This window comes from Paenibacillus sp. y28 (assembly GCF_037137075.1).
GTDB lineage: Bacteria > Bacillota > Bacilli > Paenibacillales > NBRC-103111 > JBBBNV01.
The window spans coordinates 121,955-140,509 of sequence record NZ_JBBBNV010000003.1; the positions used below are offsets into that span (position 1 = coordinate 121,955).

The 18,555-nt window shown below is 53.7% G+C and carries 20 protein-coding genes; 6 read left to right on the forward strand and 14 right to left on the reverse strand.

The window, feature by feature from the left end; genetic code table 11:
• The first annotated feature begins 256 nt into the window (after positions 1-256).
• The gene (locus WBG83_RS05070; protein WP_336743254.1) at positions 257-1,459 is read left to right on the forward strand and encodes a hypothetical protein; all 1,203 of its coding nucleotides are present in this window, start codon (positions 257-259) and stop codon (positions 1,457-1,459) included.
• Here the strand turns inward: WBG83_RS05070 and WBG83_RS05075 are convergent, their stop codons facing one another.
• From WBG83_RS05075 to WBG83_RS05090, 4 genes are all read right to left on the reverse strand, one after another.
• On the reverse strand, positions 1,460-2,086 hold the full coding sequence (locus tag WBG83_RS05075; RefSeq protein WP_336743256.1) for a hypothetical protein: 627 nt from the start codon (positions 2,084-2,086) through the stop codon (positions 1,460-1,462).
• On the reverse strand, positions 2,086-2,280 hold the full coding sequence (locus WBG83_RS05080; protein WP_336743257.1) for a hypothetical protein: 195 nt from the start codon (positions 2,278-2,280) through the stop codon (positions 2,086-2,088). The genes WBG83_RS05075 and WBG83_RS05080 overlap by 1 nt, the downstream gene beginning before the upstream one ends.
• A gap of 281 nt (positions 2,281-2,561) precedes the next feature.
• Positions 2,562-3,173: a nitroreductase family protein gene (locus WBG83_RS05085; RefSeq protein ID WP_336743258.1), complete on the reverse strand. Its 612-nt coding sequence runs from the start codon at positions 3,171-3,173 to the stop codon at positions 2,562-2,564.
• Positions 3,174-3,732: 559 nt separating this feature from the next.
• A complete protein-coding gene (locus WBG83_RS05090) occupies positions 3,733-4,692 on the reverse strand; it encodes a polysaccharide deacetylase family protein (protein ID WP_336743260.1) in 960 nt (319 codons plus the stop codon).
• Positions 4,693-4,835: 143 nt separating this feature from the next.
• Here WBG83_RS05090 and WBG83_RS05095 point away from each other — a divergent pair, with 143 nt between their 5' ends.
• From WBG83_RS05095 to WBG83_RS05105, 3 genes are read left to right on the forward strand one after another with little or no spacing between them, the layout of a single operon-like run.
• A complete protein-coding gene (locus tag WBG83_RS05095) occupies positions 4,836-6,299 on the forward strand; it encodes an FG-GAP repeat domain-containing protein (protein WP_336743261.1) in 1,464 nt (487 codons plus the stop codon).
• Between the two features lie 16 nt (positions 6,300-6,315).
• The gene (locus WBG83_RS05100) at positions 6,316-7,023 is read left to right on the forward strand and encodes a response regulator transcription factor (protein WP_336743262.1); all 708 of its coding nucleotides are present in this window, start codon (positions 6,316-6,318) and stop codon (positions 7,021-7,023) included.
• Complete coding sequence (locus WBG83_RS05105) at positions 7,010-8,407, forward strand: ATP-binding protein (RefSeq protein WP_336743264.1); 1,398 nt, start codon at positions 7,010-7,012, stop codon at positions 8,405-8,407. Before WBG83_RS05100 ends, WBG83_RS05105 begins: the two co-directional genes overlap by 14 nt.
• A 176-nt stretch (positions 8,408-8,583) precedes the next feature.
• Here WBG83_RS05105 and WBG83_RS05110 read toward each other — a convergent pair whose 3' ends face one another.
• From WBG83_RS05110 to WBG83_RS05125, 4 genes are all read right to left on the reverse strand, one after another.
• A complete protein-coding gene (locus tag WBG83_RS05110) occupies positions 8,584-8,979 on the reverse strand; it encodes an MmcQ/YjbR family DNA-binding protein (protein WP_336743408.1) in 396 nt (131 codons plus the stop codon).
• A gap of 193 nt (positions 8,980-9,172) precedes the next feature.
• Positions 9,173-10,216 carry an NADH:flavin oxidoreductase gene (locus WBG83_RS05115; RefSeq protein ID WP_336743266.1) on the reverse strand — a complete coding sequence of 348 codons (1,044 nt, stop codon included), beginning with the start codon at positions 10,214-10,216 and terminating at the stop codon, positions 9,173-9,175.
• Positions 10,217-10,455: 239 nt separating this feature from the next.
• Entirely contained in the window at positions 10,456-11,013 is a 558-nt protein-coding gene (locus tag WBG83_RS05120; RefSeq protein WP_336743267.1) for a TetR/AcrR family transcriptional regulator, read from the reverse strand.
• A 166-nt stretch (positions 11,014-11,179) separates the two neighbouring features.
• The gene (locus tag WBG83_RS05125; protein ID WP_336743268.1) at positions 11,180-12,280 is read right to left on the reverse strand and encodes a glycoside hydrolase family 88/105 protein; all 1,101 of its coding nucleotides are present in this window, start codon (positions 12,278-12,280) and stop codon (positions 11,180-11,182) included.
• A 152-nt stretch (positions 12,281-12,432) separates the two neighbouring features.
• Between WBG83_RS05125 and WBG83_RS05130 the strand changes: the two genes are divergently transcribed.
• Positions 12,433-13,269 (forward strand): helix-turn-helix transcriptional regulator, encoded by an 837-nt coding sequence (locus tag WBG83_RS05130; protein WP_336743270.1) that lies wholly within the window; start codon positions 12,433-12,435, stop codon positions 13,267-13,269.
• 137 nt (positions 13,270-13,406) lie between these two features.
• On the opposite strand, the gene WBG83_RS05135 is transcribed toward WBG83_RS05130, so the two are convergent.
• The 5 genes from WBG83_RS05135 to WBG83_RS05155 all read right to left on the reverse strand — a co-directional run bounded on the left by WBG83_RS05135 (position 13,407) and on the right by WBG83_RS05155 (position 17,339).
• The gene (locus WBG83_RS05135; protein ID WP_336743272.1) at positions 13,407-13,775 is read right to left on the reverse strand and encodes a GIY-YIG nuclease family protein; all 369 of its coding nucleotides are present in this window, start codon (positions 13,773-13,775) and stop codon (positions 13,407-13,409) included.
• Positions 13,776-13,797: 22 nt separating this feature from the next.
• On the reverse strand, positions 13,798-15,006 hold the full coding sequence (locus tag WBG83_RS05140; RefSeq protein ID WP_336743274.1) for an MFS transporter: 1,209 nt from the start codon (positions 15,004-15,006) through the stop codon (positions 13,798-13,800).
• Position 15,007: 1 nt separating this feature from the next.
• Entirely contained in the window at positions 15,008-15,487 is a 480-nt protein-coding gene (locus WBG83_RS05145) for a DUF6530 family protein (protein ID WP_336743276.1), read from the reverse strand.
• Positions 15,488-15,826: 339 nt separating this feature from the next.
• Positions 15,827-16,648 carry a TrmH family RNA methyltransferase gene (locus tag WBG83_RS05150; RefSeq protein WP_336743278.1) on the reverse strand — a complete coding sequence of 274 codons (822 nt, stop codon included), beginning with the start codon at positions 16,646-16,648 and terminating at the stop codon, positions 15,827-15,829.
• Between the two features lie 28 nt (positions 16,649-16,676).
• Positions 16,677-17,339 carry a potassium channel family protein gene (locus WBG83_RS05155; RefSeq protein ID WP_336743280.1) on the reverse strand — a complete coding sequence of 221 codons (663 nt, stop codon included), beginning with the start codon at positions 17,337-17,339 and terminating at the stop codon, positions 16,677-16,679.
• Positions 17,340-17,542: 203 nt separating this feature from the next.
• Here WBG83_RS05155 and sspI point away from each other — a divergent pair, with 203 nt between their 5' ends.
• Positions 17,543-17,755, forward strand: coding sequence for a small acid-soluble spore protein SspI (gene sspI / locus WBG83_RS05160; protein ID WP_336743282.1), 213 nt, complete (start codon positions 17,543-17,545; stop codon positions 17,753-17,755).
• 256 nt (positions 17,756-18,011) lie between these two features.
• On the opposite strand, the gene WBG83_RS05165 is transcribed toward sspI, so the two are convergent.
• Positions 18,012-18,521: a GNAT family N-acetyltransferase gene (locus WBG83_RS05165; protein WP_336743285.1), complete on the reverse strand. Its 510-nt coding sequence runs from the start codon at positions 18,519-18,521 to the stop codon at positions 18,012-18,014.
• Positions 18,522-18,555 lie beyond the last annotated feature (34 nt).

Here is an 18,555-nt window from a genome sequence, read left to right on the forward strand (position 1 = left end):
ATGCCCGGGGAAAGCTCCGTTTAACGATGCATAGCCTGCTTTTCCAGAAAATCAGTGAACGCTGGAGCCGGAACCGGACTTATGCAGTGCAGTGCGGCGGGGGGAGGGGGACCGCTTTGACAGGCCAATTTTGTGATAAATATGATTTCATGCGCTTCAGCCAGGACAACGAGCTGAGCTTCATGTGCCACAGGTACCTTGTATTTTATCCATTTCTTAGTAAAATGGGGTAAATGTCGAAATAGGAGGGGTACAGATGAGCCTGAAAGAGGCAATACAAATGCTGCGTGACGGCAACCCGTCCGGCGGCCATGACGTGTACGAGGCGCTGCTGGAAGGGGAAGCTCTGGGAGAACATGCGGCAATCGTGAAGCAGTGGGCCTATGAGCACCAGGATGAAACGACGCGGCATCACCTGGTACAGGCCTGGAGCTTCCATTGCTTGCAGACCAAGGATCTGGCTTCATTAAAGCAGCTCATTCAATCGGGTGACGATGCCTATGAAAGAGCGTTGAACGCTTTTGAGCCTGCCTGGCGGCGGGACATGCTCCCGGACGGGGAGGAAATCCATGAGTTCCTGCTGGCAGGTCTGCAAAGCGAGTCCGTACAGGTCCGCTACAAAGCCTGCCGTGTCCTTTGCGATCTTGCCGATCGCCAGTATGACCTGGCTCCGCTCATGGATGCGGTTCTGCCCCTGCTGCATGATCATGCCAAAACGGGCTGGGGCCCTATTCTGGTTTCGTGGCCGGCCACGGCGGTTTTGTACCATGCCACGCTAAGGGAAAATACGCGTGAGCAAGCAGCGGCGCTCCTGAAAAAGTATATGACCGATCGGGATAAAAAAACCGCGCTTCGCTGCGCCTCATCCTATGCGCACTATTTGGTGGACCGGCAGGATTTCGAAGCCCTCGATTCTCTCCTTCATCATCCGCTGAAGCTGTACCGTCTAGGTGCCGCAGAAGGTCTGGCCCGGGCGATTTACGAGATTGAAGTCGAGCTTGACCTCTCCTTCATCCAAAACAATTTGACCAAAACAGCTGGAGGAAAGCTCAAAGCACGGCACCAGATCATCCAGGGCAAGATAACGGTCGAGCCCTTTGACTTCCCTCCTGTCCGGGACAGGCTCATTCTGCTGCTGCAGGACGCCGCTCTGGATATTCAGCAGACTGCAGCCGATGCGCTGCGCGAAGCCAGAATCAAGAAGAATCTGGATGTATCCGCCGCTATCCCGGCCCTTTGCCTCTGCCTGCACACCGGGAATGCTGCGGCCCAGCAGTCCGTCTGCCTCACCTTGTCCCGTGCGTTGTACACGGAGCCTGCGCAGACGATTGAAGCCGTGATCCGGGAGCTGGAGCAGCTGGAGTCTCACAGCAATAAGAAGGTCCGGCAGGAAGCCGCCTCCGCCCTGCATGCTGCAAGCTCCCAGCTAAGCAAACGCTTGGCGGAAGAATCGATATAACTACGTCATCCGTTCAATAACCTCATATTCCCGTTCACCATCGTCCCACACTTCGATCCACGGCTCCGCGTCCTTAAACGTGCAGATCAGCAGGTCACGGTCAATGTACTCCTCCCACTGGAAGCTGTCCGGCCACATATAATGCCAGCCGCCGAGCACGGCATAAATCTGATCCGAGTAGAGGGGACAGTATTTGTCGTAATACTCCTCGTAGCCCCCCGCCACCTCGGGGTCGCTTTCAGGCGCATTCGCCCACGCCATGACCTCCGGAGAGCCCGTGTAGGCAAATGCGTCCAGCAGAGGCAGCGACGGAGTCAGCCTGCCGTACAGCTTCGTCCCGCTTGTCTTCACTGTCCGAATGTCGGCATCGCTGCAGACGATGATGCTTTTGTCAGCGTGGTGCAGGTGGGTATACAAGCTCAGACAGCCGTGCCGCCGCCAAGCCTTCATAGGATCGGGCATATACCGGAAGTCCACCGTCATCCGGTGCTTGTACGGCCCTTCGATCGAGGCGCTTCCGTCCCCGCCCCAAACCGCGAGGAAATCGTCCGTCCCCTGCTCCGCATACAGCTCTATCGAAGGCCGGGCCAGCTTGCCCGCTTCCTCCATTAACGTTTCTACCTTCATCAATCTGTTCCTCCCGGAGGCAAAATAATCGGTTTATACGCAAGGCCCGTAAACACATTAAAAGCGGCAATCTCATCCGCCGCAGAATCCAGCCCCTGCTCCAGCAGCTGCTCCATGAACTCGATTTTGTTCTGGGGCAGCGCCAAACAAGCCACATCGCGTTCTATCGGCTCCAGTTCCTTCCGTAATGGCATGAAATTCAATCCTCTCTCTCCCAAAGGGTAGCAATGGCGGTATGTATACATACGTTATCTTCCTATTTTCGGCAAAGGTCCGTTTTTTGTTTACTCTTCACAGACGACTCGCGCCATCACGCGATAGAGACCGGCAGCAGTCCTGCCGCAGAAAAGACCCGCAGCGGTGGCTGCGGGTCTAGACCATCTATATCAAATGAAAGGGGGTTGTACTTAGTATAGGCCCGCTTCCTTAAGATAAGATGAAAAAAGGGTGTCCAATTCGTTACAATGTTCGTCGGTCAGGATGACACCTTACCTTCAAAAACCACCTCGCGGAGGCTTCTGCGGCCGCTCGGCACCTCGCGCTCCTGAATCGCCTCGGGAAGCTGGCTTTTCTCGCCCTGGTAGCCGACAGCAATGACGGCGTGCAGCTCCAAATGGTCCGGCACCTGCAGCAGCTCGCGCGCCTGCTGGCGGTCAAAGCCGCCAATCGCATGCGTAACGAGGCCTTTGATCGTTGCCTGCAGCGCCAAATATCCCCATGCCGCGCCACTGTCAAAAGCATGGGCTCCGTTCGGATCGCCGTTGGCCCGCTGCTTGTCGGAAGCAACCAGAAGCAGAACAGGGGCCTTCGTCGCCCACAATTTATTAAAGTCTCCAAGAAAGCTGTGAAATACCGCCAGCTGCTCCTCCGTCTTCGCTACAATAAACCGCCACGGCTGATCGTTATAGGAGGAAGGCGCCCAATGAGCAGCCTCCAGCAGAGAATACAGGTCTTCATCAGACACCTTCTGATCCGTAAAAGACCGGAGGGACCAGCGATTCAGAAACAGCGGGGCAAGATCATACTCCGATTTGCGATTGGCTTGGACCTCAGCTGTAAGAGCATTCACTACGTTCGGCAAACTCATTTTAAAAACACACCTTTCCTATCGGAATTATTTAATTAATGTAGCTCCTATTCTATCATGCTTGGCTAAACTTGGCAAAATAAAAATTGGGATAACCGGACTAATTGAAAGCGAGAACCATGCCCTTTATTTTCCTCGGATAAAAAAGGAGCCCACAGCAACGGGCTGTAGGCCAAAAGGTAATCTATATCAAATGAAAAGGGGGGTTCGAAATCTAGTATATCCGCCTTACCTTAAGACAAACTGAAAATTATATTTCAGTTTTGTTACAGCTGTGCTCCTTCAAGGGAAACGCGCGAAAGCAAAGCTGGTCGCTCATTAGCGGCCGTCTGGCCTCCCCGCGGGAGCATATCCTTGAGCTTACGCTTACCTGGTCAAAAGTCGTAGCCTTCCCGCCTTCAACGGCCATGGTGTGCGCTCCTATCGGTGCTGCATATCATCTGCATACATACCCGCCCCGCGCCTGGAAGCCTTGCGTTGCAGAAACAGAATACGCCCTGTGCGCAGTACGGCTTCAAGGCCGCCCGCGCACAGGGCGCCTGTGCCGCCGCTGCCGCTATTACAATTTATTTCCCTTCGCCGCCTCCAGCTCGGGAATCGTCACAAACGAATAGCCCTTCTTGCGCAAATCTTCAATAATGAGCGGGAGCAGCTCGACCGTGTGACTGATGCTTTTCCCGCCAAACGAGTGCATCAAAATAATTCCGCCCGGCTTGGTATGCTCATTCACCAGCTCCCGCATCGTCTTAACCGGAGTCCCCGCCCAATCACGGGTATCCACGGTCCACCCGACAATACTCCGGCCGCTGTCCTGCAGCGCCGGCCTCATCCTGTCGTCCACCGCCCCGTAAGGCGCACGGAACAGCTTGGGCGTAAATCCGACCGCCTCCCGAATCAGCTTATCCGTCTCATTGACTTGGTTCTGGATTTCCGCCTCGGTTATTTTCGTCAAATCGGCATGACTGAAGGAATGATTGCCAACCGCATGCCCCTCCTGGACAATCCGCTTCAACACACTTCCGAACCGCTTCGTCTGCTCCCCGACGACAAAAAACGTCGCCTTCACCTGATACTTATGTAAAATGGACAAAATCGCCGGCGTATACCGATCATCCGGTCCGTCGTCGAACGTCAGGGCGACCAGCTTCGTCCCTCGTTTGGCGCCGGAAGCCGCCAGCTGCTGGCCGTCGGGCTTCCCCAGCTCCCAGGTCCAGGGCGCCGTCACAGCATCCGCCGGAGCTGAGGACGCTGCTGAAGCAATTTCCGCTGTTTTGCTGCCGCCGGATGCCCCCGAATCGCCTTTGCCTTTGGCGTTCTTCTGTTGCACCGTATCCGATTCGATTTGCCCCGTCCCCGCAGCCAGGCCATCCACCGCCTCGACGTCCGCTGGAGCCGCCAGCGACTTGTTCCCCCATGCGCTCCACAGGCTTCTCGCACTACAGCTGGCGAGCAGGCCGACCATCGTTACAAACAGCAGTAAAATGACCCATCTGCGGTATTTCTTCCTTCTGCCTCGCATTGTTTGTCTCTCCCCATCGTCTTCATACCTCCATCATAAACGAGAGGCTCTGCAATATCGTTACAAAGTGGTAACAAACCCGGTCGAATCGTGTCATCGGCTGCCGAATCGGTTACAATAGACAAAGCAAAGGAGCTCGATCGATGAAAAAAAACTGGCTTTGCGGAATAGCTCTGGCCACCTTATTCACATCCGGCTGCAGCCTTGTTGCCGCACCGGGTGACTTGCTGCGCGCGCCCGCCCAAAACAACAGCGATCAGTCGATTTCACTGACTGTCAAGCAGTTCCTCCCGGCGGGCGCCCATCTGACGGTCCCTCTTCATCCACAGGCAGGCAGCGCCATCCGGCTGCAGGACCTCGACGCGGACGGCCAGAACGAAATCGTAGCTTTCTATAAAACGGATAAAACCGATTTTGAAGTCAACATTCTCCTGCTGTTCCAAAATGATGGACAATGGAGCAGGGCGGACGTCATTACCGGAATTGGCAAAGAGCTGGACTACGTCCAATTTGCCGATGCAACCGGGGACGGCATCCCGGAGATGCTGCTTGGCTTTGGCGGCGGCAATGGGCTCAGCCGGGAGCTGCATGTATATTCCTTGAAAAACCGGCAGCCGGTAGAGCTGTTCAAGCACACCTACGGTCAACTGGCGGTAGGCGATTTGAACGGAGACGGTGCGCCTGAGATTGCTCTGTTCGACAATGAGCTGAAAAAGGATAGTGAACAGCGCTCCAGGGTGCAGCTGTACGGCGCAAGGGACGGACGGCTGGAGAAATGGGCTGAGCGGGAAATTGAAGGAAACGTATACCGAACCCGGATCGGGAAAGCCGCCCCGGCCAAAAACGGCCTGTTTGCGGAAATCGCCATAGGCGCCCATGCTGCATATACCGCCCTGCTCAGCTGGGAGAACGGCAGGCTGTTCGATGTGCTGGCGACAGAGAAGCCGGCGTGGGAAGAGAAGGCTGGCAGCACCGACATTACGCTGGATCAGACGGATCTTCACCGCGACGGCCATATTGCTCCAAACCCTGTGTCGCTGAAGGATTATCCGCTGGACAGCATGGACACAAACGGGGACGGCATTATCGAGACCGGTGTGCTTGCAATACCGCCCGGGGCAGAGGACATGCCCCCGCTGGCAACTCCATACATTAGCAAATACTATCAATGGGACGGCGGCCTCCGGTTAAACTATACAGGAGAACGCTTTGACCAATGGGGCTACCATTTCCGCATCCCGCCGCAATGGGTCGGGCATTACCGGCTGGACATCCGCAGGGATACTCCGTTATCCTCCGGCGAGGTCCGCTTCCTGTATGTGCAGCACTCCACCGGCAGAGAGGCCCCCCTTCTGACCCTGCGAATGCTGTCCAAGCAGGAGTGGGCCAAGGAGGAGGCCGGTCTGCAGGACCAGCGGGACACCTACCGTGTGCTGGACCATATTAGACCGACTGAGACGAAACCGGAACCGAAGCTCGTTATCGCTTTCCTGCCGCAGGAGACGCCCGATCTGTATGGGACAGCCTTGCAGGAATACAAGCAGCTGCTGCTTTCACTTGAGGAGATTCAAGATCTGGCCCGCGACCGGCTGGATCCCGGGGAATAACGAAGGGAGATTTACCATGAAAATACTCGTGCTGGAGGACGAGAAGCCGATTCGCGACTTCGTCCGCATCAATCTGAAGCGGGAGGGGTTTGACGTCGTGGAGGCGGCCACGGGCGAGGAGGCCTTGCATATAGCCAGGCAGCAGGAGGATATCCAGATTGCCATCCTGGACGTCATGCTGCCGGGCATCAGCGGCTTTGAGGTGTGCGGCAGTCTGCGCCGGAATTACCCCCGTATCGGCATCATCATGCTGACAGCCAAGAGCCAGGAGCTGGACAAAATTACCGGGCTTGATTTCGGCGCAGACGATTATGTCGTGAAGCCGTTCAGCCCCGGCGAGCTGGTCGCGCGGGTAAAATCGCTCTACCGCCGGTTAAATCCCGCCGTTGCGGCGGTGAAGGAGCAGACGATCGACATTTATCCGTTTACCATACTGGTTGATCAGCGCAAGCTGCTGCGGGGCGAGCAAATGATCGTCCTGACGCCGAAGGAATTCGCGATCATTAAGCTGCTGGCGGAGAATGCCAATAAGGCGATTCACCGCGATGCGATTTTGACCGCCGTCTGGGGACAGTTTTTTACAGGCGATTTGAAAACCGTGGACGTGAACATTCGCCGCATCCGGCAAAAAATCGAGAAGGACCCCGCCCATCCGGAATTTCTGATTACGGTGTGGGGCTACGGGTATTTATGGCGGAAGGACGCCCGGCATGAAAGGAATTAGAGCCAGACTCATTGTACAAATCAGCGTACTGCTGCTGATGATCGTCCTTTTGCTGGAAGGGCTGTTCATTTTGTCCGTGCGCGCCTACTATTTCAGCAGCGCTACAGAGACACTGACGACACGCGCGGTTACGTCGGCGACCTTTTTCAATAAATTTCTGGAAGGCTATGAGCTGGAGGACCGTGCCCGTTACATCCTGGAGAACCTGACGCCGGAGGAATATGCCCGGATTGAAGTGCTTGATCCCGACGGGAAAATCGTCATTGACTCCTTCGGCTTCGCTTCCCCGGTCACGGTGCAGACACAGGATGTCAATATCGCTCTGAACGGCGGAACGGGCACCTACATCGGCCGCACGCCGATGTTTGACGAACGTATTCTGGCCGTTTCCATTCCGCTCAAAAACCTCGGCTCGATCATCGGTGTGCTGCGCTTCTCGGTCTCGGCCGAGCCGCTGTATGACACGGTGTTCAAAATCGCGTTGAACGCCATCGCCGTCGGGCTGTTCGTTATTTTGCTCGGCTTCGGCCTCAGCCTGATTATCGCCAAACGAATTGTGGACCCGATTGAGGAGCTGACGCGGATTGCCAAGCAGATGGCAACCGGCAACTTTGCGGCCCGGGCGGTCAAGCAGCATGAAGACGAGGTCGGAACCCTCGCGGAAACTTTGAATTATATGTCAGAAGAGCTGAGCAAAAACGAGAAGCTCAAGAACGACTTCATCTCCACCGTATCCCATGAGCTGCGGACCCCCTTGACCTCCATTAAAGGCTGGGGCGAGACGCTCATTGTCGGAGGGCTGGAGGACGAAGAGGAATCCCTGCTCGGCTTGGAGGTAATCACCGGGGAAACAAACCGCTTGATTGGGCTCGTCGAGGAACTGCTGGATTTCTCCAAATTTCAGTCCGGCGAAATGAGGCTGAACTTCCAGCCATCCGATTTGCGCGGGCTGCTGGAGGATGTGGAGCACCAGTACAGCTACCGGCAGAACACCAAGCATATCGAGCTGCGCGTCGATATTCCCGATCAGCCGCTGCTGGTTACCTGTGATAGAGATCGGCTGAAGCAGGTGCTTGTCAACCTGATCGACAATGCGTTTAAGTTTACGCCGCCCTATGGCGCAATTCAGCTCACAGCCGGACGGACAGACCGTCACATCAGCCTCACGGTTTCGGACAACGGGGAAGGCATTGCCCCCGAGGATTTGGTGAGAGTGGGCGAGAAATTTTTCAAAGGCAAGTCCAAGCAGTCCGGCAGCGGCCTGGGGCTGGCCATCTGCAAAGAAATCATCCAGCTGCACGGGGGACGGCTGCAAATCGAAAGCGAGCTCCAGCAAGGAACCCGTGTTACAGTAGAGCTTCCCTTGTCCGATACCGGGGAGTGACCTCGCGGCGGAGCGAAAGAACTTCTACGAAGCTTATCCCCCGATCGGGAGCCTGGGAAGATGACTCAACCAATCGTCAATTTTATTTTTCCGGGAATAGCCTGCTGTTGGCATTCAAAGGCCCAGGCCCAAAACCCCGGACTCATCAGAAGTCCGGGGTTTTCGGTAGCAATGTTTTATTGGAGCCGGTTGTTTGCCTCCGGGGCCTCCGTATTCCGGGCGCCTTCACCCGTAATTTCGGAACGGACGGCCTTCGGCAGCTTGCTTACCACCAGCGTGTAGGAATGATCAATCATGGCAAACAGCTCGTCCTGCGCCAGTGCGCTCATTACCGTTACGGTGTTCCAATGCTTCTTGTTCAGGTGATACCCCGGCCGCACCGCTTCGTGCTGCTCTCTCAGGTTCTCGGCGATGACCGGGTCGCATTTCAGAGAAATCTCCACCTTCTCCGGCCCCTCCGAAAGCAAAGCAAACATTTTGCCCCCCACCTTCATGACCAGCGGCTCCGGCCCGAAGGGGTAATCCTTGAAGGCCCCCTTTTTACTCAAGCAGTAGGCCGCAACCGCCTCCATGCCCAAAGGCGCTGCGTGCTGCAGTTCCTCGTTGCTCACAGGACAACCCTCTCTTCGCTCCATTTTTACCATCATACTATGTTTGCGAGCGATGCGCCATGAGGCTTGACGCGTGAGACATTCCGGCCGCTGTAAGCAAGGGGTATTCAAATGTGTGCTCCTCTGCGCCAGAAGATGCGAAGGTCTGAACAACTTAATAGAGCTTGCCTAACACTTCAGGGGTAAAAGGCGTCAATTCACCGGTACGGCCCTCGCGTACCTTGCTCGCCCACTCAGGATCGCTGAGCAAGGCCCGGCCGACGGCTACAAGATCGAATTCCCCGGACTCCAGCCGCTCGATTAGCCCCTCGATTTTGTCGACATTCCCGCCTTTGCCTTCTGTAAAAAGAGCAGTCAAATCACTGTCCAGACCAACCGATCCAACGGTGATGGCTGGTTTCCCCGTCAGCTTTTTGGTCCATCCGGCCAAATTCAGCCCCGAGCCTTCAAACTCCGGCTCCCAGAAACGGCGAGTGGAGCAGTGGAAAATATCGACGCCCGCATCCGCCAGCAGCTTCAAAAACGGCTCCAGCTGCTCCGGCGTTGCCGCCAGCTTGACCGAGTAGTCGGTGATCTTCCACTGCGAGAAACGGAATCCAATCGGGAAGTCCGGACCCACAGCGCGGCGGCAGGCTTCAATGACCTCGACCGCAAATCTGGATCGCGACAGCAGGTCGCTTCCGCCATAGCTGTCGGTGCGGGGATTGGTTTGTTCCCAGAAAAATTGATCGATCAAATAGCCGTGGGCGCCATGCAGCTCAATGCCGTCGAAGCCAAGCTCCTTGGCCGCGGAAGCCGCCTGTGCAAAGGCCTGGACAATGCCGGCAATGTCCGATTCGGAGTAATCGCCGACGTGCCCTTTGGCACCCATATGCCAAATTTGCGGGAAAATTTTGCCGCCTGCTTTATGTACCGCCGCCACGACTGTAGCCCAGCCGTTCAACGCCGCTTCTCCGTAGAAATGCGGCACATGATCCAGATTGGAGGCATCCGGGTGATCGATAATCGTGCCTTCCGTTATGATCAGCCCAACGCCATTTGCCGCCCTGCGTCTGTAGTAGTCAGCCACATTCGAACCCGGTACGCCTTCAGGTGAAAATTGCCGGGTCATCGGCGCCATAACGATACGATTGGCCAGCTCCAGGCTGCCCGCCGAGAACGGTTTAAACAAAGCTTGCACAGATGATGAGTGACTCATGCTTAAAACCTCCATTAGTTATAAATTATAAATTGGTGATATACTAATAAGCTTTCCAACTATTGTTGACTTTGCGGTCAACAAGCTGCCAAAAATAAAAGCATCGGCACGATGCTGCTGACCATTTGAATGGTTTTTCGCCTCGCCTGGAACAATCCCCCTGCTCCCGGCATCACCCCCTTGCAGGTATGGATGCAACAGGACATTTTGACCAAATGGTCAAAAACCCTGAAAAAAAATTACGGCTTAAGCAGCGCAAAAGCCGCATGTAACGCGATATCGATTCGTTCGTTGGAAGCGCCCGACTTTTCCGCCACTTTGGCACCGCTCCATACGTTGTTTAAATAGGCGGCAATCTCCTTGCTTGTCAGGCGGGTTGTAATCAACCCCTGCTCCTGGCCGCTGTGAACGATTTTTTCAATAATCTGCTCCAGCTCGTCAAGCATCAGGCTGATCTCCCGGGCTATCTCCTTATCCTCGGTTCCAAATTCCATGATGGAATTCACCATAAGGCAGGGCCCGCATTCGGTTTCGTTGTCTCGACGCAGCGATGCGTTCGTGATGGCCTTCAGCTTCTTTAAGGGGCAACTATCCTGAGAAGCCAGCTTCTCCAGTCTCGCTATGCTTTGCTCGCGATACAGCCTCAGCACCTGAATAAACAAGGCTCGCTTGTCCTTGAACAAGCAATAGAAGCTTTGCTTCTTCACCTGCGTTGCGCGGGTTAAATCCTCGTAGGACGTCGACTTAAAGCCTTTTGTCCGGAAAACCTCCATAGACTGCTGCAACGCGCGATCCACTTCAAATTCTCTTGGTCTGCTCATAGGAGCATATTAGCAGAATCTTGACCACAAAGTCAATAACTCCGTCATAGCAAAGCCAACCCATTAGTTGCTGTACCTATACCAATTTTCTGTACCTATACAAACAAGCCGAAGCCCGCAAGGAGGGCTCCAGCTTGTTTGACTATTGTTCAACCGGGCTTTGCGCCTGGCTCATTTCTATGCACATGAGAATAAAGGCGCCTGCGCCGTGCAAATCATTCTCGCTGGTCGGACGGGCAATATAATGATCGTAATCGCCGATCCCGGTCCCGATACAAATCTGGCCGATGACCACATTGTCGTTCTCATCGAATTTCAACGTATCAATTACACCTTGATAGCCCTTCCAGGCATAATGCAAATACTTGGCGTCCAGGTACCCTAACCGAACGGCTTTGGCAATGGCATGCACGTATAAGGAGGTGCAGGAATTTTCCAGCCAGTTATCCGGCCGATCTACTTTGTCGACTACCTGATACCATAAACCGGTAGCGGCATCCTGGTACTTGATCAGAGCGATGAGCAGCTCCTGTACAATGCCTGCCAGCGCGGCTTTATCCTTGTGATCCTCAGGAAGGTATTCGAACATTTCCAGCAGGGCGACAGGATACCATCCGATGGCGCGCCCCCAGAATTCCGGAGCCTGGCCGGTAACAGGGTCAGCCCATGCAGCCGCTTTGGTTTCATCCCAGCCGTGGTACAACAAGCCGGTAACAGGGTCCTTCGTATGCTTCTCCATCAGGAGCGCCTGGAAGGTCATCATGTCATAATATTCGGTTTCGCCGAATGTCTTCGCGAATTGGACTGCAATCGGCCCTGCCATATACAATCCGTCCAGCCACATTTGATTCGGGTAATGCCCTTTATGCCAAAATCCGCCGGATGGATTCGTTCTCCATGACTTTAACAGCGGCACGAGGGTGTGCAGCGCTTTCTTGTAACGTTCGTCCCCTGTCTGCTCATACAGGTTAAACAGCAGCACGCCCGGCTGGATGTCGTCCAATTCATCAGGCTTGTATTTCTTGATGGCGCCGTCCTCAAGAATCTGGCTGTCCACCCACCGCTTCAGATAATCATAATATTTATTGTTTCCTGTCTGCCGCCAGCATTTCTCCATCCCGGACAAAAACACGCCCTGATGGTAGTGGAACCGGTCCGGTGGCAGCAGCTCCGGCTCAAATTTGGCCATTAACGCCTCGCAGGCCTTTTCGGCCCACTGAATGGGGGATTTCGAAATCGTCATTGCACTGTCTCCTCCTTCTTGGAATTAAGCTTATCGTACCACATGAAAATGTACATTTTTTGCGGATTCCGATTTATTCTTCTTATATCTTGCGGCAAATCCGCAATACCGTATAATGAAAGAACAAACCCTAACGAGAGGCGGAGTACAGAATGGACGATCTGGAGTACAAAGACTGTACGAGATCCTTCGTGGTATCCCACCGAAAAGCACTAAGCCACCATATGCCGACGAACCATTTTCACAGTACCTACGAAATCTTCTATTTGATGTCCGGCAAGCGGGAAATATTTATTCAGGACCGCATGATGGTGATTCATGAGGGGGATATTGCCATGATTGCGCCCAACATCCTGCACCGGACTACGAATACGGAAATACACAAGCACGAACGGCTCGTCGTTAATATGCACGAAAGCCTTATGACCTCGATGAACAGCTCCCGGATGGACATTCTGCAGCCGCTGTTTGACAATGAGTACATGATTATCAAGTGCTCTCTGCAGGATCGGCTGGCCATCGATACGCTTGCGCACAGGATCATCCAGGAGGTGCAGGACAAGAAGCCCGGCTTCGAGATGTATACGCAAACCTTGGTTTTACAGCTGCTGATTATTTGCTGCCGGCATATCAAACAAAACAGCATCGAGCTGCTGGAGTTTCCAAGCCCGATGCATGAACGAATCTCGGAGGTTGTCCGTTATATCAACAACTGCTATATGGAGGATTTGTCGCTTCATTTGCTGGCGGACAAATTTTATGTCAGCCCCTATTATTTAAGCCGTTTTTTTAAAGAGGCGACGGGCTTTACATTCGTGGAGTATTTGAACAGTGTCAGGATTAAGGAAGCGAAGAAGCTGCTGGAGCGCTCGTCCATGAAGGTCAACCTGATTTCCAAAAAGGTAGGCTTCGGCAGTGTTACGCATTTTGGCAGAGTATTCAAATCTGTTACCGGATATGTGCCGCTCTATTACCGCAAAGGAAAGTAGCCGCGGATTCGGTTCTGGTTTGTTCTGCCGGCCAACACGACATTCAACGCTCATCTGAAAACCGCCTACATCATAAAACCCGCCCATGTGATCATTTGTGATCATTTGGCGGGTTTTGACGGGTTATTGCGCTGCAGCTACGTTGTTTCATTCCCCGAAGGCTTATTATAGCCCCTGTCTCCGTAAGGCTGCAGCTTCTCCAGCCATGACTTTTTCATTTGCTTGAGCTCCCAGCGTCTGTCGGCGACCTCGTCGGCCTTTTTCTGCTCCAGCACTTCATAGGAGAATGCTTCGCTTCCGAGCTCCTTCCAATCTTTTTGCAGCCGGGCATTTACGAATCTTCCGATATCCAGCTGGCTTTGAATCGCCAGCCATTTGTTCTTGAGGTTCGGATAGCTGTCTATATATATTTTACCGTTGGTTTTGTTCGTGATCTGAATAATACCCATGTAGGTCTTGATTTGCTTGTATTCCTCAAGAAGCTCCTTGCGCTTGTTTTTGTCCATCGTATTCTCTCCTTCCAGCCCGTCATGATGCCGAGCTCTTCTCAACCGCACTTCTTTTCTCAACAATCAGGGGAAGCAGCGAAATCGCCCCGGCAATAATGAGCCCGCCGCTTCCTGCATAAACCGTCAACAGGGATAGCGTATCCTTCATATAGCCGGAGATGAACATGCCGGCCACCATCATCCCCATAAAAACAGGCGTGATTGCGCCTGACACCCTTCCAATAAATGCCCCCTCCGTGTTGCGAACCATCAGCGACTGGATTCCGCCTTGAATGCAGGGGTAAACTAAACCGCTGATGACCAAAAGGACCATGGTCAGCCAAATCATCGTTGAAGCGCCTATTCCGATAGTACAGACGGCAGAGATAAGCAACCCGGTCAAGAGCATCAGCTGCGGCTTCGCTTTTTTTGCTATCCCCATGATGACGACTCCGCCTGCCAGCATCGCTGCTCCATTAGCCATCATCAGCCACTGCAGAAATGGTTTGTCCTGCCCTAACTTCTCCATAACGAGGAAAATCTGCAGCGGCTGAGTTAGCCCCGACGCCAGTCCGACAGCCGCAAAAGTTACGCTGAGCGTTCTTAAGGCTTGATTCTGCCTGATGTAGCGCAGTCCGGCCATCAATTCCTGAAGGAAGCCGCCTGCGTCTCCGGATTTCGGTTCCTCCTCATCGCGGGGAAGCGATGATAGTATCAGTGAAGACCCCAGGAACAAGACTGCGGTCAGGATCAGCGAGATACTGATTCCAAATCGCATAAAAATAAAGGTGCCGATCACCGGACCCAGAACCATAAAAACCGCGATAAGCGTTTGGGACACTCCCATTACGCTCTGCAGCTGCTCCATCGGCACATGCCGTTTGTACAGTTTCATGGCCGAAGGCTGGGAAAATTGAGACAGACTGGCGGAAATAAATGAGCCTATAAGAAGCGCGGCCCATCCGCCATTCATGACGGCAAGCAGTACGGCCACAACGGACAGGCAGGACAGCAAATCGCTCCATACCATGGTCCGCTTCGGGAGCCATCTGTCGGCAAAGGTTCCGCCAATAAGGCCGAATAAAAAGATCGGAGCGAACTCTGCAACCGAAATTAGTGATACATAGACCGGATTATTTTTTGTCAAATCGGTAACATAAAGAAGAACAGCATAGTTTCGTATCCATATTCCCAACTGCAGCAGCACCCGGGAGAAAATAATCGTCCTTACAAAAGGATTGGAAAACACGTTAATACCCCATATCTTTTAATATTCTTGATAACATGCGCAATCGTTCGCTGATCATCTCATCGTCATCACTGAGAGCTTGACTGAATAGCTTAATGTCTTCATTAATTCGCTCATTGTCTGTACATATCGCCACGTTCATGGCATCCCCTTGCAGGCCTACCCGATCGATGACCGGATTCTGCGGATCATACAAATGCTCATATCGGTACGCCTCCCGGAAATGAGCCATCGAGCGGCAAATCAGAATGGACAAATCCAGAACGCGATGGAGCGGCAGCTCCTCCGATTGCCTTGACCATTTCTCTCCCGTATATCTCCACACCTTAGCGGAAATATCGACCTTCCCTCTATCATTCCATTGGGCCAAGCCCAGGGAGAGGCCTTTGGCATCCGTGTTTCGGGCGATTCGTCCATCCACTTGATCATAATTTTCTGACACAACAACAGGCTTATGCTTTAAAGAAGTAGGGATTTTCATGTTTTTTCCTCTTTTCATTTACTAATTTACTAAATTACTTATTTACTAAATTACTGCTTTAGAATAACGCAGGTCTTCCCCTTTGTCAATCCGCCGGTTGTCATCCATTATTTTACATTCGCATTTTGCTGCAAATGAAGTTATCCATTGAAGCTTAGAACTGGCTTTCGGCAACGCAAAAAAACCGCGACCTCCCCCCGTTAACAAGGGTTTGGCCAGCGGTTTTTCACAATCCCGACAACAGCTATTTCGTTAAAAACAAATTCGGGTCCACTATCTAGAGCTCACCAGCTTGATATAAAGCATTTATAGTACGATTCTGATTAACAGGCACTAAGGCTAGCCTGCAAAATACCGCTGCCGCGTAGCCTCGAACAGCATAATCGTCGCCGCCATCGCTACATTCAGCGACTCCGCCTGGCCGCGCATCGGGATAATGACGCTGGTGTCCACCAGCTCCGTTACGCCGGCGGAAACGCCGTTTGCTTCGTGGCCGACCACGATCCAGGCTCCTTCACGCCAGTCGGTTTCGTAGCAGGTTTGCTGCGCCTGCAGGCTGGTGCTGACGATCCGGATGCCGCGGGACCGGGCTTCCGTCAATAGTGGTATCAAATCCGCCTGCACAATCGGCAGATGAAACAGTGAGCCCATGGTAGAACGCACCGTTTTCGGATTATATAAATCTACTGTGCCGCGCCCAAGCACAACCGCATCCGCCCCGGCCGCATCGCAGGAGCGGATAATTGTACCCAGGTTGCCGGGGTCCTGGACACCGTCAACGACGACGACCAAGGGGGCGTCCCCAAGCTCGAATAAGGCATCCGCCGCCTGATCCGGCTTACGTAGGATAGCAAGAACAGGCTGCGGCGTCTGGGCGTCGCTGCATTTGACCAAAATCTCGTCACTAACCTCCACCCACTCCAGGCTGTGTCCCGGATGCTCCTCCTGCCACAGATGCCATGCCTGCTGCAGCTCTTCCGCTCCTCTTGCAAAGGGCGAGACCAGAATCGTTTCGATATCCGCGGCGGACCGAAGCGCCTCCACCACAAGATGGGTTCCTTCTATAATAAACCGCCCCTGCTTCTCGCGGCCCTTGCGATCTAATAATTGACTCCACGTCTTCACACGCGGATTTTGTACCGATGTAATTATCGTTTCCATCTTCTTCTCCGTTTCACCCTGCTCCCTCTTACTCCCCAAGCGCACGCTGCAGCTGCTGCAGCTGGTTTTTTTTGCCGACTACCACAAGCATGTCGCCCTCCTGAATCAAATCCGTCGCTTGCGGGGCGATATTCATGCGGGACCCGGTTTTAATCGCCATGACGTTGCAGCCGAATTTCGCCCGTACATCCAGCTGGCGCAGATTTTTGCCGACCATGCTTGGCGCAGCCAGCATCTCCACAATGCTGTAGTCGTCCGACAGCTCAATATAGTCCAAAATATTCGGCGATACCAGATGCGTCGCCACCCGGTTGCCCATATCCCGCTCCGGGAACACAACCTTGTTCACGCCGATTTTAGCCAGCACCTTGCCGTGCAGATCAGTCTGCGCCTTGACGACAAGGAAGGGCACCCCTATTTCCTTAAGAACGATGGAGGTCAGAATGCTGGCCTGAATATCCTCCCCAATCGCCACCACGACAACATCAAAATTACGCACGCCCAGCGCACGAAGGGCCTCTTCATCGGTCGAGTCAGCCTGCACGGCGTGGGTCACCGTATGCGCCACTTCCTGGACACGCTGTTCGCTGGAATCGATAGCCAGTACCTCGTAGCCCTGATTGCACAAAGAATAGGCGACACTGGAGCCGAAGCGGCCCATGCCGATGACCACGAACGTTTTTTTCTTCATGCCGGATCTCCTCCCGACCTGGGATACAGCGCGGCGCTATGACCGCACAAAAAGCTTTTGTTCATTATACCATCAAGTCTGCAAGTGTGACAAAACCGGAGCCTCACCTGCACCCACCTTATTCCACAGCATGAACCGGACGCAAAGTGCGCATATTAGTTCACGAACGATTCGTAATCCTGTGCAGCGAAAGGATGAAGCGGATGAAGCTCGATTTACGGCAAGCCATTGTAGCGCGTGTATCCGGCAAATCGAATGAGGACTTGCACGACATTATTGCTGACTCCATTGATAATGAAGAACGTGTGCTGCCGGGTCTTGGCGTGCTGTTCGAAATCATTTGGAAGTACAGTGAGGAAACAACGCAGAACATGCTTGTGACAACCTTGAAAGAGCATTTACCGTCCAAAAGCTAAAAGCGGCGGGCCCTCATTGGCCACAGCGTCCAATCGCTGCAGCATGATGCAGGGCTTTACGCCATTTTCGCCCGAACACAGCCGCCGCCAGTCGCCCGTGCTGCTTCATGGTGCACAAACGGGAACGTGAGGTCTATTCTTCTAAAAGGTCCGGTCCGATCTGTCACGCTTCCAGTGGCAGCGGCTTATCTGCTAGAGCCTGATACATACGTTCCGGCTCGGACAGCTGGACGAAATGAACTTCCGAACATATTCTTTACCGGCTCGCTTCCCAAGCATACAGGCAGGTCAGTATCCCCCTGTTTCTGGTGTTATAGAATTGCTCCTCCTGCTTCATTCCAAGCTTCTCGGCAACCTTGCGGGAAGCCGTATGGTGAGCAGGCATATTCGCCACGATCCGGTTCAGCTTCAGACGGCTCATTCCATCCTGCAAGCAGGCTTTGGCCGCCTCAAGACCGTAGCCGTTGTTCCATTCGGGCGCATAAATAATATACCCCAAATCGACTTCTTCCCTGCCATTAACCTCCGTACGCGCCAAACCGCAATCTCCGATAAGCCTGCCGCCGCTTCTGGCGACGACAGCCATTCTGCCGAACCCGTGCTGCGCATGATGCGCGGTATGCCGCGCCATCCACTGATCCGCCTGTTCTCTCGTGAAGGGAGCAGGCCAGAAGCTCATCGTTGTCCCGTCCGAGAGCATTTCGTATAAGGCTTCCTTATCCTCCCATGAGTATGGCCGCAAAATGAGCCGGTCTGTTGTAATCACATGCAGCGCTCCCTTATATCCAATTTAATATCAG

Coding starts and splice junctions, on each gene's coding strand:
- WBG83_RS05135 (WP_336743272.1), bottom strand. CDS start 13,775: ATGGACAAAAACAAGCGCAAGGAGCTTCTTGAGGAATACAAGCAAATC.
- WBG83_RS05105 (WP_336743264.1), top strand. CDS start 7,010: ATGAAAGGAATTAGAGCCAGACTCATTGTACAAATCAGCGTACTGCTG.
- WBG83_RS05075 (WP_336743256.1), bottom strand. CDS start 2,086: ATGAAGGTAGAAACGTTAATGGAGGAAGCGGGCAAGCTGGCCCGGCCT.
- WBG83_RS05125 (WP_336743268.1), bottom strand. CDS start 12,280: ATGACGATTTCGAAATCCCCCATTCAGTGGGCCGAAAAGGCCTGCGAG.
- WBG83_RS05145 (WP_336743276.1), bottom strand. CDS start 15,487: ATGAAAATCCCTACTTCTTTAAAGCATAAGCCTGTTGTTGTGTCAGAA.
- WBG83_RS05080 (WP_336743257.1), bottom strand. CDS start 2,280: ATGCCATTACGGAAGGAACTGGAGCCGATAGAACGCGATGTGGCTTGT.
- WBG83_RS05090 (WP_336743260.1), bottom strand. CDS start 4,692: ATGCGAGGCAGAAGGAAGAAATACCGCAGATGGGTCATTTTACTGCTG.
- WBG83_RS05155 (WP_336743280.1), bottom strand. CDS start 17,339: ATGAAGAAAAAAACGTTCGTGGTCATCGGCATGGGCCGCTTCGGCTCC.
- WBG83_RS05100 (WP_336743262.1), top strand. CDS start 6,316: ATGAAAATACTCGTGCTGGAGGACGAGAAGCCGATTCGCGACTTCGTC.
- WBG83_RS05085 (WP_336743258.1), bottom strand. CDS start 3,173: ATGAGTTTGCCGAACGTAGTGAATGCTCTTACAGCTGAGGTCCAAGCC.
- WBG83_RS05110 (WP_336743408.1), bottom strand. CDS start 8,979: ATGGAGGCGGTTGCGGCCTACTGCTTGAGTAAAAAGGGGGCCTTCAAG.
- WBG83_RS05150 (WP_336743278.1), bottom strand. CDS start 16,648: ATGGAAACGATAATTACATCGGTACAAAATCCGCGTGTGAAGACGTGG.
- WBG83_RS05115 (WP_336743266.1), bottom strand. CDS start 10,216: ATGAGTCACTCATCATCTGTGCAAGCTTTGTTTAAACCGTTCTCGGCG.
- WBG83_RS05095 (WP_336743261.1), top strand. CDS start 4,836: ATGAAAAAAAACTGGCTTTGCGGAATAGCTCTGGCCACCTTATTCACA.
- WBG83_RS05130 (WP_336743270.1), top strand. CDS start 12,433: ATGGACGATCTGGAGTACAAAGACTGTACGAGATCCTTCGTGGTATCC.
- WBG83_RS05070 (WP_336743254.1), top strand. CDS start 257: ATGAGCCTGAAAGAGGCAATACAAATGCTGCGTGACGGCAACCCGTCC.
- sspI (WP_336743282.1), top strand. CDS start 17,543: ATGAAGCTCGATTTACGGCAAGCCATTGTAGCGCGTGTATCCGGCAAA.